This is a genomic window from Halomonas sp. E14, from assembly GCF_052568415.1.
On the sequence record NZ_CP199423.1, the window covers coordinates 2,537,008 to 2,549,737 of the forward strand.

Sequence of the window (12,730 nt, forward strand, 5' to 3'; positions counted from 1 at the left end):
TCGCCGTGCCTACCCGCACGGTCTTCTATGCGAAGCCGGGGCGGCGTGAAGGGGTCGAGAAGGGAAGAGAGGAGAACGGCGGCTTCTACCCTGCCTCGAAGTTGCCCACCGCAACCCGGCATGTCCTCTCCGGCCGGTCTCCGGGCTGACGAGCGAAGCGAAACGCTTCAGGCCCATCGCCTTCCCATGCAGAGCACAGTGGCATGATGATGGACCCATACTCGATCACCGTTGCGGGGGCAGCGTCGGAATGCTCTTTCTCCAATTCGAAGAAAGGTCACCGACTTCCCGTTTAACCTCAAAACTGCGATGAGGCACCTGAGAGTGCGCGTACGCTATCAGCGCGGCGGGGATACGTCAATCGAGCGGCCCCACGAGACTGAGCCAGATCAACGAGTTAGCGATTTCACCAAGCCGTGCCGCACATACCAGGCCTGCTCACAGCGGGCCGCGGCATCCTGGACCAGCCAGCCGTTGAGGTCGCGCAGGCGCCGGTTCTCGCGGCCGAGCGGCACGATGCCGCGGCCCATCTCGAGCAGGATCAGCACCGCCTGGCCGCCGCGTTCGGCCTCCCAGGCCCGCAGCGCATCGAGCTCCCGCACCATGGCCTGGCGCAGCCGGCCGTCGTCGGGCTCGGCGGCGAGCCGCTCGCCGATCCAGCGCTCCCAGCCCTCCAGCACCAGGCATGCAGTGTCGGCAACCGAAGGCCACGCCTCGAGCCGGTCTCGCGCATGGGCGGAGTGCCAATGCGGGGCGTCGAAGCGCTGCCTTACGGCGTCGCGCTTGCCGGCGCAGGTACCGCCGATGAAGAGCTGCATTGCCAGCGCCCTCCGTCATGCGTGAAGGTGAATCGGCGCCCCTCGGCCTGAACGACGCCGCCCTCCCAGAAGCCGATGCCCTCGAAGCGGCGGCGCAGCTCGCGAATTACGCCGCCATGGCAGACCACCAGCACACGATGGTGGTCGTGTGGCGAGCAGCCACTCACGAGATCGGCGAACCAGTCGTCGAGCCGCTGGCGCAGCTCGGCGGTGGATTCGCCGCCGGGCGGCGGCTGCTGGCCTTCGCTGTCGATCCAGGCGCGATAGAAGGGCTGCGACTTCAGCTCATCATAGGTGCGCCCCTCGTAGTCGCCGAAGTCGAGCTCGCGCAGGCGCGCATCGAAGTGCGTCGGCCAGGCCCGCTCGCGCCCTTCGACCACGTGCGCCAGGGTCTGCCGGCAGCGGGTCAAATCGCTGCAGTGCACGGCATCGAAGGTTTGCTCCTCCAGCGCCTCGCGCAGCCGATCGAGACCAGGCAAGGCCTCGGGTAGCAGCAGCGGGATGTCGCGCTGCCCCTGGTAGCGACGCTCGCGATTCCACTGCGTCAACCCGTGACGAACGACCACCAGCTCCAGGCGACCAGCAGCAGCCATAGCTCTCCTCCCTCGATTGCGGTTCCGACGATATCGCCGTTGATGCCCTTGAAGGCGCGCAGCATGCCCCAGGCATAGAGCATCAGGAACGGCGCCAGTGCAAGGCACAGCCACACGCCTCCCGGCACCAGCGCGGCCAGCGGCAGCAGCGGCAGCGCCGCAAGCCAGAGGTCGTGCGGTGAAAGATCGCGCTTCCAGCTGGCAGCCATGCCCTCGGGCCGCGCCGCCGGGGCCAGCACCAGCAGCGCCACGGCAGAAAAGCGCCCCAGCCCCAGGATCATCACCAGCAGCAGCAGGCTGGCGCCGGCATCGAGCAGCACGAACAGCAGCGCGGTCTTCCACAGCAGCAGGAACACCAGCGCCAGGATACCGAAGCTGCCCACATGGGGATCCTTCATGATCTCCCACTTGCGCTCCAGCGGTGCGTTGCTGCCCAGGGCGTCGGCGACGTCCATCAAGCCGTCCAGGTGCAGCCCGCCGGAGAGCGCCACCCACAGCGTGAGCAGCGCTAGCGCCAGCAGCGGTGCGGGTAGCAGGTTCTCGAGCAGCGCGGCCGCCGCCGCCAGCAGGCCGCCAAGCAGCATGCCCACCAGCGGATAGCAGCGTACCGCCCAGCGCCGGGTGGCCGGCGTCCAGGGGCAGGCGAAGGGCAGCGGCAGGCGGGTGAGGAACTGCAGCGCCAGCACCAGGCCAAAGGCGGCGTCTTTCATGAGCGCTCCTCACCACGGCGTTTCCACACCTGCGGCAGCCCTGCCATCACCTGGATCACCTCGTCCGCCTCCTGCGCCACCAAGCGGTGAGCCCGCTGCAGAAAAGCCAGGTAGCGCCACACCTCGGTGTCCTCGGGGGGCATGCCCTCGTTGACGTCGTTGGAGACGATCACCAGCGCCACGTCGCGCTGCCGGGCCTCGGCCAGCAGGCGCTCGAGCATGGCGATGCCCCGCGCCTCGTCGAGCTCGCCGCCATGCTCGCTTGCATAGAGCAGCTGGCTGGCCCACAGGGTCAGGCAGTCGAGCAACAGCGTGCTGCCGGGCGCCACCCGCTCGAGGGCGGCGATGAGATCCACCGGCTCCTCCAGGGTGATCCAGCCCTCGCCCCGGGCTTGCCGATGACGGCCGATGCGGGCCTGCCACTCGTCGCTGCCGCTCATGGCGGTCGCCAGGTAGTAGCGGGCCCCGCCCCGCTCGGCCTGCCAGCGCCGCGCCAGGGCTTCGGCATGGGTGCTCTTGCCGGAGCGCGCCCCGCCGCTGATGAAAGCGATCATGGATGTCTCCAACGCGCAATGGCCTCGACCAGCGCCCGGTTCTCCGGTCGCGAGTGCACCGCCACCCGCAGCCAGGCGCCCTCGAGGCCGATGAAATGGTGGGTATGACGGACGAGAATGCCGCCGCGCGCCAGGTGTTCCAGCAGCGCCGGCATCGACCCGCCGTAAGCGTCCTGGAGCCGAACATCCCTGAACAACAGGAAGTTGGCGTGGGACGGCACGACGTCGAGCCCCCGCGCCGCGAGCTCGCCCTGCAGCCACGGGCGCTCGGCGTCGAGCCATGCGCGGGTTCGCGTCAGATAGTCCCGGTCCGCCAGCAGCGGCGCGACCAGCCCCGCCGCCAGGGCGTTGACGCTCCACGGCGGCTGCAACTCGGCAATAGCGTTTACCGCGGCGGCCGAGCCCAGCAGATAGCCCAGCCGCAGGCCGGGAATGGCATACAGCTTGGTCATCGAGCGCAGCAACAGCAGGTTGTCGAAGCGAGCCAGCAGCGGCGTGAGCCGCTCGTCCGGCGTGGCGAAATCGACGAACGCCTCGTCCACCACCAGCATGGCGCCGTGGCGCTGGCCTGTCGCCAGCAGGCGCTCGATGATCCCGCGCTCGATCAGCGTGCCGGTGGGGTTGTTGGGGCGGCACAGGAACAGCGCGCCGGCATCGCGCATGGCCTCAGCGGCACTCGCCTCATCCAGCGCAAAACTGCCCGGCGCCAGCTCGACGTGCTCCACGGCGATGCCGTAGTGGCGGCAGGCCCGCTCATACTCGCCGAAGGTGGGCTGCACAATCGCGGCCCGACGCACCCCCTGCCTGGCCAGCAGCGCCGCGGCGAGGAAGATCGCCTCGGCGCCGCCGTTGGTGAGCCTTACCTGCTCGGGCCCGAGCCCTTCGCTCATGGCGATAGCGTCTCGCGCCTCGCCATAGTCAGGGTCGGGATAGACGGCGAGTTCCGCCACGCTGGCGGCGAGCCGCTGCGCCAACCAGGGCGGCGGCCCCAGCGGGTTGAGGTTGGCACTGAAGTCGATGACCTCACTGTCGCCAGCGAGGCCGAAGCGCGGCAGCAGCTGCTCGGGGCGCCCGCCATGGCTCGGCCAGTCGCTCATGCGTCTCCCCCCTCGCTCATGCCCAGGCGCTCCGCACCCCGGCCACGGAGGCCATCAGCAGGAAGAACACGGCCCAGGCGCCATGCATGTGGCGCACGGCACGTTCGATATGGACGACCCGCAGCGGCTCGTGAGGCTCGCCCAGCCTTACCCGCTCTGAGACCCGCCCGCCGTAGGTATTGGTGCCGCCGAGCTGCACGCCGAGCAGGTACGCCATCATCGCTTCGGGCCAGCCGGCGTTGGGGCTGGGGTGGCCCGGCGCCTCGCGCCAGGTGCCGGCCAGTGCCCTCTGTCTACGCACCCCCTGCCAGCGCGCCCTCGGCAGCGCCAGGGCGGCCAGCCACATGCTCAGGGCGGTGAGCCGGGCCGGCACCCAGTTGGCCAGGTCGTCGAGCCTGGCCGAAGCGTAGCCGAAATCGGCGTAGCGCTCGCTGCGATGGCCGACCATGGAGTCCAGGGTGTTCACCGCCTTGTAGGCCAGCGCCAGCGGCGCCCCGCCGAGCAGCGCCCAGAACAGCGGCGCGGTGATGCCGTCGACCGTGTTCTCGGCCACGGTTTCCACCGTGGCCCGGGTCACGCCGGCCTCGTCGAGGGTATCGGTGTCGCGCCCGACGATCATCGCAACGGCCCGGCGCGCACCTGCGAGGTCGCCCTTGACCAGCGGGTCGGCCACCGCGAAGGCGGCATCGCGCAGCCCCTTGATCGCAAGCGCGCTGGCCAGCAGCAGCAGTTCGCCGATGCGCCCCAGCCAGGGGTGCAGCCAGGCGAGCAGCGCCAGCCCACTCCAGGCCAGCGCATAGACGAGCGCCACCACGCAACCGGTGAGCAGAAAGCCCTTGCAGCGACGGGCTCGCGGGCTGCCGTGGTTCCAGCGACGCTCCAGCACCTCGATCAGCCGCCCCATGGCGACCACCGGATGGGGAAGCCAGCGCGGGTCGCCGATCAGCAGATCCAGCGCGATGGCCCCCAGCAGCAGTGCCAGCAGGGCCAGGCTCAGCGGCTCGACGCTCATGCCTCGGCGCTCATGACTCAGGGGCAGCGCCAGCCACCCCGGCCGAATCGAAGGTGGCCATCTCGCACAGCATGCGGCAAGCGGCTTCGAGCAGCGGGAAGGCGAGCGCCGCCCCGGTGCCCTCGCCCAGGCGCAGCTGCATGTCGAGCAGCGGCTCGGCCTCGAGCAGCTCCAGCGCCACGTCGTGGCCCGGCTCGCAGGAACGGTGGCCGAAGATCAGGTAGCCGCGCAGCGCAGGCACGAGCCGGCAGGCCACTAGCGCCGCCACCGTGGCGATGAAGCCGTCGACCAGGATCGGCATGCGCCGGGCGGCCGCCCCCAGGTAGGCGCCGGCCATGGCGGCGATCTCCAGCCCGCCGAGCTTGACCAGTACTTCCATGGGCCGGGTGGGGTCGGCATCGCGAGCCGCCAGAGCGCTTTCGATCACCCCGGCCTTGTGGGCCAGGCGCGAGATATCGATGCCCGTTCCCTGCCCCACCAGGCGGGTCACCGGCCGCCCGCTCAGGGCGGCCAGCAGGGCGCTGCTGGCGGTGGTGTTGGCAATGCCCATCTCGCCGACGATCAGGCAGCGGCAGCCGGCGGTGTGGCTGCGCGCGGCGGCACGTATGCCGACCTCGATGGCGCGCTGGGCCTCGGCCAGGCTCATGGCATCCTCGCGGGCGAAGTTGGCGGTGCCGGGACGCACCTTGTCGTGGACCACGCCCTCACCTTCGACGGTACCCTTCACCCCCACATCGACGACCTCGAGCCGCGCGCCGATCTGGCGGGCGAAGACGTTGATGGCGGCGCCGCCGGTGGCGAAGTTGGCCACCATCTGCGCCGTGACCTCCTGGGGAAAGGCCGACACGCCCTCTTCGGCCACGCCATGGTCGGCGGCGAAGACGATCACCCCGGGCGGGCTCACAGCAGGCGCAGCGCTGCCGCTCAGACAGGCAAGCTGGATGACCAGCGATTCGAGACGACCCAGGCTGCCGGGGGGCTTGGTGAGGTTGTCGAGGCGTGTCTGCACGGCGGGGGCGAGAGCGTCATCGACCGGTACGATGGCGGCCAGGGTATCGGCAAGCATGAGCGTATCCTGATAGGGCGTGGGGCAGCCGCCATCTTAACAGGCTGGCTCGGCCTGTCACGGCGCCGTGCCCAGCGCTCCCACCTGCTGGCTCTGCTGTCGTACCTGGGGCTCCCGCTCGCCGGCCAGGGCCAGGCGTGCCGAATTCGCCACTACGCTGAGCGAGCTGGCCACCATGGCCAGCACCGCTATCAGAGGCGGAATCGGCATGGCCACCGCCAGCCCCAGTGCCAGCAGGTTGTAGATGCCGGAGAGCACCAGATTCTGGCGCATCACCCGGCGCGTGCGGCGCGCCAGGCGCCAGGCCACCTCGACCCCGGCCACCCCGGGCTTCAGCAGCGCCACGCTGGCGCCCTCCTGCACCGTGCTATTGGCACCCAGCGGCGCCACGCCAACACTGGCGGTGGCCAGCCCCACCACGTCGTTGAGCCCGTCGCCAACGTAGAGCGACGGCTGCGGCATGGCCGCCAGCAGCTTGGCCTTGGCCTCGGGGCTGCGCCCGGCATAGCACTCCTCCGCTTTCATGCCCACCGCATCCGCCAGCCGCCTCACCGCCGGCGCCCTGTCGCCGCTGATCAGCGCCAGCGCGAGGCCGTGACGGCGCAACTCGGCCAGCGTTTCTGCGGTGCCGGGCAGGGCCGTCTCGCCCAGGGTGAAGCGCGCCAGCAGGGAACCGTCGCAGGCCAGCAGCACTTCGCTCTCTCCCGAGTCGGCGGCCTGCTGGGTGGCAACGCCCTGCTCGGCGAGCCAGGCACGGCTGCCCAGCAGCAGCTCTCGCCCGTCGCCAAGTGAGACCCGCCGCCCGCGTCCGCCGACCTCCTCGGCCTGCACGATCTCGAGCTCCCCGCCCGCCCCGGCATCCTGGGCATCTTGAACATAGCGACGCACGGCCCGCGCCAACGGGTGCTCGCTGCCTCGCGCCGCCACCGAGGCCAGCGTCAGCAGCTCCGGTTCAGACAGGTTGGCCGCCGAGTGCATGGCCTGCACCTGCGGCTCCCCGGCGGTGAGGGTGCCGGTCTTGTCGAAGGCGGCGCTACGGATTCGCGCCAGCGTCTCGAAGGCCCCCGGGTCGCGAATCACCACGCCGCGCTCCAGGGCCTGGCCGCTGCCCGCCAGACCGGCCAGGGGAATCGCCAGGCCCACGGCGCAGGGGCAGGCCACCACCAGCACCGACAGCGCCCTCACCCAGGCCTCCTCGGTCGGCACGCCGGCCAGCCAGGTCGCCACCAGGGTAAGCAATGCCAGCACCACCGCCAGAGGACTGAGCCAGCCGGCGAAGCGGTCCGCCAGCCGCTGCAGCTCGCCCTTGCGCGCCTGCTGCCACCACATCTGCTCGCGCAGCCGGTCCAGACGACACTCGCCGGCGGGCGCGGTGACCTCGAATACCAGCGCCGCACCGAGGTTACGGCAGCCGGCCGCCACGGCATCGCCCGGCAGGCAGCGCCGCGGCGCGCTTTCGCCGGTCAGCGGTGAGAGGTCGAGCAGCGCTTCGCCATCGCGGAGGACGCCATCCAGCGGCAGGGTCTCGCCAGGCTCGACGCGCAGCCGATCCCCCACCGCCACCGCTTCCAGTGCACAGGAGTGCCAGGCATCCGCCACCCAGCGCTGTACCTGCGCCGGCGGCCGATGCAACGCCTGGAGCGCACGCAGCCCGCGATGGCGGCACAGGGTTTCCACCAGCCGACCGACCAGCAGCAGGGTGACCAACATCACCGCGGTATCGAAATAGACCTCCGGCGAGCCCAGCATCAGCAGCCACAGCGATACGCCCACCGCCGTCAGCGCGCCCAGTGCCACCAGCGCATCCATGCCGGGTCGCCATGCCCGGGTCGTGCGCCAGCCGGCACGGTAGAACGGCAGTGCCACGTAGGTGACGACCGGCAGGGCGAATGCGCCCGAAACCCAGGCCATGATCACATCCAGCTCGGCACTGGGCATGGCACCGGCATAGATCAGCAGCGAGGCGAGCATGGTCCACATGCCGAAGGCCACGGCCATGAGCAGCCGCAGGGTGAGATAGCGGCTCTCGGCATCGAGCCGCGCTTCGGCATCGCCTATCGCTTCGGGGGGACCGAGGCGGTAGCCGAGCCGGCTCACGGCGGCGGCCAGCCGCGCTTCCTCGAGCGCCGGCGGCTGCCCCTGCACCAGCAGGGTGGCACTGGGGTAGTGCACGCTGGCGGCGCTGACGCCGGGCATGCGGGCCAGCTGTGCCTCGACGGCCAGGGCGCAGCTGGTGCACCATAGCCCCTGAACCGAGTAGAGCGCCTCGCCCTGGCGCTCGGATTGACTGTCGGAGATGGCATCCATACGGCAAAGCGTAAAGGAAACCCCGGGCAAATGCCCGCCAGGTGGAGCCGTTGACGATTGGCACCTGGCCAATGCCCCACTATACTGTATATGAATACAGTTAAATGAAGGCTCGCCATGCCCCACTTCGACATCAAGCAGACGCGCAAGGGTCGCGGCGCCACCTACAACCCCAGCAACCGCTTCGCCCCCACCCACAGCGAAACGGAGGACGACGGCTGGTGGCAGGAGGAGATGCCGACGCGCCTGGCCACGGTGGTCAGCGAGGAGCGGGCGCGCAGCGCGCTGGCGTGGAACGACTCCCCGGATCTGGCCTTCGACCGCTCCCTCAACCCCTACCGCGGCTGCGAACACGGCTGCATCTACTGCTATGCGCGACCGAGCCACGCCTACTGGGACATGTCGCCCGGCATCGACTTCGAGACCCGGCTGATTGCCCGCAGCGGCCTGGTGGATCGCCTGCGCGAGGAGTTCTGCAAGCGCAGCTACGTGTGTCGCCCCATCGCCTTCTCCGGCAACACCGACTGCTATCAGCCGCTGGAGGCGGAGCGCGGCACCAGCCGCGAGATACTGGGCTTCCTGCTCGAGTGCCGCCACCCGGTGTCGATCATTACCAAGAGCGCATTGATCCTGCGCGATCTGGACCTGCTGGGGGAGCTGGCCCGCCGGCGGCTGGTGCGGGTGTCGATCAGCCTGACCAGCCTCGACACCGAGCTCAAGCGCAGCCTGGAGCCCCGGGCCGCCTCCCCCGCCGCGCGCCTGCGCACCGTGCAGCGGCTGCACGAGGCCGGTATCCCGGTGGGGGTGATGGTGGCGCCGGTAATACCGGGCCTGACCGACCATGAGCTGGACCGCCTGCTGGCAGCGGCGCGGGACGCCGGCGCCCAGTGGGCGGGCTGGACGCTGCTGCGCCTGCCGCGGGAGGTGGCGCCGCTGTTCGAGGATTGGCTGGAGGCCCACTACCCCGAGCGGGCACGCAAGGTGATGAGTCTGGTGCGGCAGAGTCGCGGCGGTGCCGACTACGACAGCCGCTTCGGCAAGCGCATGCGCGGCGAGGGGGTGTTCGCCGAACTGATCGCCCAGCGCTTCGACAAGATCTGCCGACGGCTGGGCCTCAACGACCCGGCCACCCGCGAATCGCGACAGCTCGACGTCACCGCGTTCCGCCCGCCGCGAGCGCAGGGCGACCTGTTCGAGTGACGGCTCAAGGCACGATGACGGCAGCTCCCGTCAGCCGGCCCTCGCGCAGGTCGCTCAGCGCCTGATTGGCCTGCTCCAGCGGGTAGGCGTGCGTCTCGGTGCGAATCGGCACCGTGGGGGCCAGGGCCAGGAACTCCTCACCGTCCTGCCGGGTGAGGTTGGCCACCGACTTGACGCTGCGCTCCTGCCACAGCAGGCGATAGGGGAAGGCGGGAATGTCGGACATGTGGATACCGCCGGAAACCACCGTGCCGCCCGGACGCACCTGCGCCAGGGCCAGGGGCACCAGCTCCCCCACCGGGGCGAACAGCAGTGCGGCATCGAGGGGCTCCGGCGGCGTCTGGTCGGCGTCGCCGGCCCACACGGCGCCAAGCCGCCGGGCAAAGGCCTGGGCTGCATCGTCGCCCGGCCGGGTGAAGGCGTAGACTCGCTGCCCACGCGACACGGCGAGCTGCACCAGGATATGCGCCGCGGCGCCGAAGCCGTAGATGCCGAGACGCCGGTTCTGCTCGCCCCCCGCCAGGCGCCAGGTGCGATAGCCGATCAACCCCGCACATAGCAGCGGTGCTGCGGCCTGGGCGTCCTCGGCGATCAAGGGGAAACAGTAGCGGGCATCGGCCACGCCGTACTCGGCGTAGCCGCCATCCAGGGTATAGCCGGTGAAGCGCGCGTGGGAGCAGAGATTCTCGCGACCGGCCAGGCAGGCCTCGCACTCGCCGCAGGTCCACCCCAGCCAGGGCACGCCGATGCGCATGCCCACCCCCAGGTGCTGCACGCCCGTACCCACCGCGGTGACCTCACCGACGATCTCGTGACCGGGAACCAAGGGCAGGACGGGCGAAGGCAGCTCGCCGTCCACCACATGCAGGTCGGTGCGGCACACGCCACAGGCCAGCACGCGATACTGCACCTGCCCTGCAGCGGGCGTCGGCCTGGGCACGCTTTCGAGCCGCAGCGGCTGACCGGGGGCATGCAGGCGCATGGCGCGCATCGTGCTCATGACGGCTCCCTCGCAACGACGTCTCTTCGGGGAGCATAGCGCAGCCTCTCGGCTGCGCTCAGTTCCGTGCCCAGGTCAGCTCACCGCCACCTCGTAGCCGGTGAACTTGCGCAGGTTGATCACGCCGCTGTCGAGGATCAGATACTGCCCCTTGAGGCCCAGCAGGGTGCCGGCCACCTCGGGCTGCTTGTCGAAGTTGTGCGAGACGATCTTGCGCGGATGCTCCAGCACCGGGTAGTCGAAGCTGACCGGCGGCTCGTCGAGCGGGCGAATGGCATCGGCACCGAAGCGCTGGCGCAGCTGGCCAAGCCCGCTCTCCAGACGCGCCAGCAGGCGGTCGCGCTCGGTCACGAGATCCAGCGGCTCGACCTCGCCCTTGAGCATGGCGCGCCAGTTGGTGCGGTCGGCCACCTCCTCCTTGAACAGCACCTCGACCAGACCCGACTGCTGGCGCGTGTGGACTTCGAGGATGGGTAGCGCCTGGATCGCGCCCTGGTCGAGCCAGCGCGTGGGTACCTGGGTGCCGCGGGTAATGCCCACCTTGAGGCCGGAGGAGTTGGCCAGGTAGATGACGTGGGGCTGGAAACAGTGGCGCTCGGCCCACTCCGGCTCACGGCAGGTGCCGGCGTCGAAGTGGCAGGTCTCGGGCTTGACGATGCAGGTGTCGCACTGGGCCAGCTTCTTGAAGCAGGGGTAGCAGTAGCCCTGGGCGAAGCTCTTCTTGGTCGCCCGGCCGCAGTGGGTACAGGCGATCGCGCCGGTCCACGCCAACCGCAGCGGCTGGCCGAGCCGTGCGTTCAGGTCGAGGCGGTGCTCGCCGGCACGCAGCGTGTAGCGCACCGCACCACCCTGCTCGCCGGGCGCCACGGCCATCTTGCTCAGGCAGCCCTGGACGACGGGCGCGACCTCGATCATGCCGCTATCAGTCACGTGACGCATCCCGGGCCAGCCCAGCGAGTTCGGGCGGTACGTTAGTGCCGCTGCTGGCGCTGCCGCAGGTGCGCTGCTGCAGGTAGCCCACGCGCAGCTCCTCGGGCACGTGGTTCTCGTGCTCGTAGCGAATCACCGCCTCGAGGCAGAGTTCGGTCTGCTCCGCGGTCAGCATGCGTCCGTCGGGCCATTTGCGCAGCGCCACCGCCTGCTTGAGGCTCTCGTAGATGGCCGGCGTCATCTGGCGGATCATGCGCTCGAAGGTCATATCGCTCATTGGGAACTCTCTCATAGGGGAAACGCAGCCATTAGGCAGTGTTTCCTAGCGGCGTGCACGGCCCGAATAATACCACCCCAACACCAGGCCCACGACCAGCCCACCCAGGTGCGCCTCGTTGGCCACGTTGCCAAAGCCTACCGCCGCGGCCATGTCGGTCATGGTGAAGACCATCCAGCCGAGCATGAACACCACCAGCATCTGAGGCACGAAGAAGCCGCTGTGCGGCGCGCGGCGCGACATCAGCCAGACGTAGCCGAGCAGCGCGAAATCGACCCCCGACATGCCGCCGAACAGCACGGTGCCGGTGGCGTACTGGGCCAGGTTGGCGCCGATGCCGGAGATGAGCACCAGCGCCAGCATGCGCCCGCTGCCCTGCAGGGCTTCCACCTGGCGGCCGAAGTACCACAGCCACAGCATGTTGAAAATCAGGTGCATCCAGCCGAAATGCAGGAAGGCCGGCGACAGCAGCCGCCACACCTGCCCCGAGGCCAGCGCGTCGGCCAGGCTGCCGAAGGCCAGGCTGCCGTTGACCACGCCAATGGGAACGATGGTGAGCATGGCGACCACGATGTCGCCCAGCACGGCCATCAGGGCAAAGACCAGCAGGCTCAGTGCCAGCACTGTGGCGGTGACGGGGGCCTGGCGAAAGGGAACCGCCAGCGAGGCCCCGCCCTGGCCCTGGCGCCGCTGGCGCGGCATGACCGGCTCGCCGCGCTCCCAGCGCGACAGCAGCTGCATCAGGGCGTCATGCTGCTCCAGGTTGGCCAGCCACAGTACTTGCCCCTCCTCATCTTCGGTGAAGCGATGGCCGATTCGGTGGGCCCACAGGGCACGTCGCAGCTCGCGCGTGTCGGTGTCATGGGGAAACAGCATCACACGGTACATGGCATCGTTCCGGTTCGGTTCTTTCGAATATGATGCTTGGCTGACGTCCGCATCTCAACGTTGGCGTGGCGAAGGACCGAGTGGCGCAGCCCCGGCGGGAATTCAGGCAGCGGTCCGAAATGGAGCTGGCACGGCGCCGCAAGAGGGCGTTGCCCGTCGTAAAAAGAAAAATCCGGCGGAAGGGGGGCCGCCGGATAAGAGCAAGGGATCATTCAAGGGAACACCTACTCAGATAAGCAATGCGCAGCGAAGTTCAGGACGCTTGAAAAATAATTTGT

Annotated in this window: 13 protein-coding genes and 1 riboswitch; of the genes, 1 reads left to right on the forward strand and 12 read right to left on the reverse strand. The window is 69.7% G+C overall.

Annotated elements, in window-relative coordinates:
• Positions 1 to 114 precede the first annotated feature (114 nt).
• Positions 115 to 337, reverse strand: a riboswitch (cobalamin riboswitch).
• Positions 338 to 389: 52 nt separating this feature from the next.
• The 8 genes from ACT7B3_RS11835 to ACT7B3_RS11870 are packed head-to-tail and all read right to left on the reverse strand — an operon-like array spanning position 390 to position 8,157.
• Entirely contained in the window at positions 390 to 818 is a 429-nt protein-coding gene (locus ACT7B3_RS11835; RefSeq protein WP_445158079.1) for a bifunctional adenosylcobinamide kinase/adenosylcobinamide-phosphate guanylyltransferase, read from the reverse strand.
• Positions 770 to 1,411: a histidine phosphatase family protein gene (locus tag ACT7B3_RS11840; protein ID WP_445158080.1), complete on the reverse strand. Its 642-nt coding sequence runs from the start codon at positions 1,409 to 1,411 to the stop codon at positions 770 to 772. The genes ACT7B3_RS11835 and ACT7B3_RS11840 overlap by 49 nt, the downstream gene beginning before the upstream one ends.
• Positions 1,363 to 2,121, reverse strand: coding sequence for an adenosylcobinamide-GDP ribazoletransferase (gene cobS / locus ACT7B3_RS11845; protein WP_445158081.1), 759 nt, complete (start codon positions 2,119 to 2,121; stop codon positions 1,363 to 1,365). Before cobS ends, ACT7B3_RS11840 begins: the two co-directional genes overlap by 49 nt.
• Positions 2,118 to 2,675 (reverse strand): bifunctional adenosylcobinamide kinase/adenosylcobinamide-phosphate guanylyltransferase, encoded by a 558-nt coding sequence (locus ACT7B3_RS11850; protein WP_445158082.1) that lies wholly within the window; start codon positions 2,673 to 2,675, stop codon positions 2,118 to 2,120. Before ACT7B3_RS11850 ends, cobS begins: the two co-directional genes overlap by 4 nt.
• Positions 2,672 to 3,772: a threonine-phosphate decarboxylase CobD gene (gene cobD / locus ACT7B3_RS11855; RefSeq protein WP_445158083.1), complete on the reverse strand. Its 1,101-nt coding sequence runs from the start codon at positions 3,770 to 3,772 to the stop codon at positions 2,672 to 2,674. Before cobD ends, ACT7B3_RS11850 begins: the two co-directional genes overlap by 4 nt.
• Before the next feature lie 16 nt (positions 3,773 to 3,788).
• Positions 3,789 to 4,784, reverse strand: coding sequence for an adenosylcobinamide-phosphate synthase CbiB (cbiB, locus tag ACT7B3_RS11860; RefSeq protein ID WP_445158084.1), 996 nt, complete (start codon positions 4,782 to 4,784; stop codon positions 3,789 to 3,791).
• Between the two features lie 10 nt (positions 4,785 to 4,794).
• Positions 4,795 to 5,850 (reverse strand): nicotinate-nucleotide--dimethylbenzimidazole phosphoribosyltransferase, encoded by a 1,056-nt coding sequence (gene cobT / locus ACT7B3_RS11865; RefSeq protein ID WP_445158085.1) that lies wholly within the window; start codon positions 5,848 to 5,850, stop codon positions 4,795 to 4,797.
• 57 nt (positions 5,851 to 5,907) lie between these two features.
• Positions 5,908 to 8,157, reverse strand: a complete 2,250-nt coding sequence (locus ACT7B3_RS11870; protein ID WP_445158086.1) for a heavy metal translocating P-type ATPase — start codon at positions 8,155 to 8,157, stop codon at positions 5,908 to 5,910.
• 117 nt (positions 8,158 to 8,274) lie between these two features.
• On the opposite strand from ACT7B3_RS11870, the gene ACT7B3_RS11875 reads away from it, so the two are divergent.
• Positions 8,275 to 9,357, forward strand: a complete 1,083-nt coding sequence (locus ACT7B3_RS11875; protein ID WP_445158087.1) for a PA0069 family radical SAM protein — start codon at positions 8,275 to 8,277, stop codon at positions 9,355 to 9,357.
• 4 nt (positions 9,358 to 9,361) lie between these two features.
• Here the strand turns inward: ACT7B3_RS11875 and ACT7B3_RS11880 are convergent, their stop codons facing one another.
• From ACT7B3_RS11880 to ACT7B3_RS11895, 4 genes are all read right to left on the reverse strand, one after another.
• A complete protein-coding gene (locus ACT7B3_RS11880; protein ID WP_445158088.1) occupies positions 9,362 to 10,357 on the reverse strand; it encodes a zinc-dependent alcohol dehydrogenase family protein in 996 nt (331 codons plus the stop codon).
• Positions 10,358 to 10,432: 75 nt separating this feature from the next.
• Positions 10,433 to 11,296: a DUF2797 domain-containing protein gene (locus ACT7B3_RS11885; RefSeq protein WP_445158089.1), complete on the reverse strand. Its 864-nt coding sequence runs from the start codon at positions 11,294 to 11,296 to the stop codon at positions 10,433 to 10,435.
• On the reverse strand, positions 11,280 to 11,564 hold the full coding sequence (locus ACT7B3_RS11890; RefSeq protein ID WP_086511675.1) for a YeaC family protein: 285 nt from the start codon (positions 11,562 to 11,564) through the stop codon (positions 11,280 to 11,282). Before ACT7B3_RS11890 ends, ACT7B3_RS11885 begins: the two co-directional genes overlap by 17 nt.
• Before the next feature lie 45 nt (positions 11,565 to 11,609).
• Complete coding sequence (locus ACT7B3_RS11895) at positions 11,610 to 12,452, reverse strand: rhomboid family intramembrane serine protease (RefSeq protein ID WP_445158090.1); 843 nt, start codon at positions 12,450 to 12,452, stop codon at positions 11,610 to 11,612.
• Between the last annotated feature and the right edge of the window lie 278 nt (positions 12,453 to 12,730).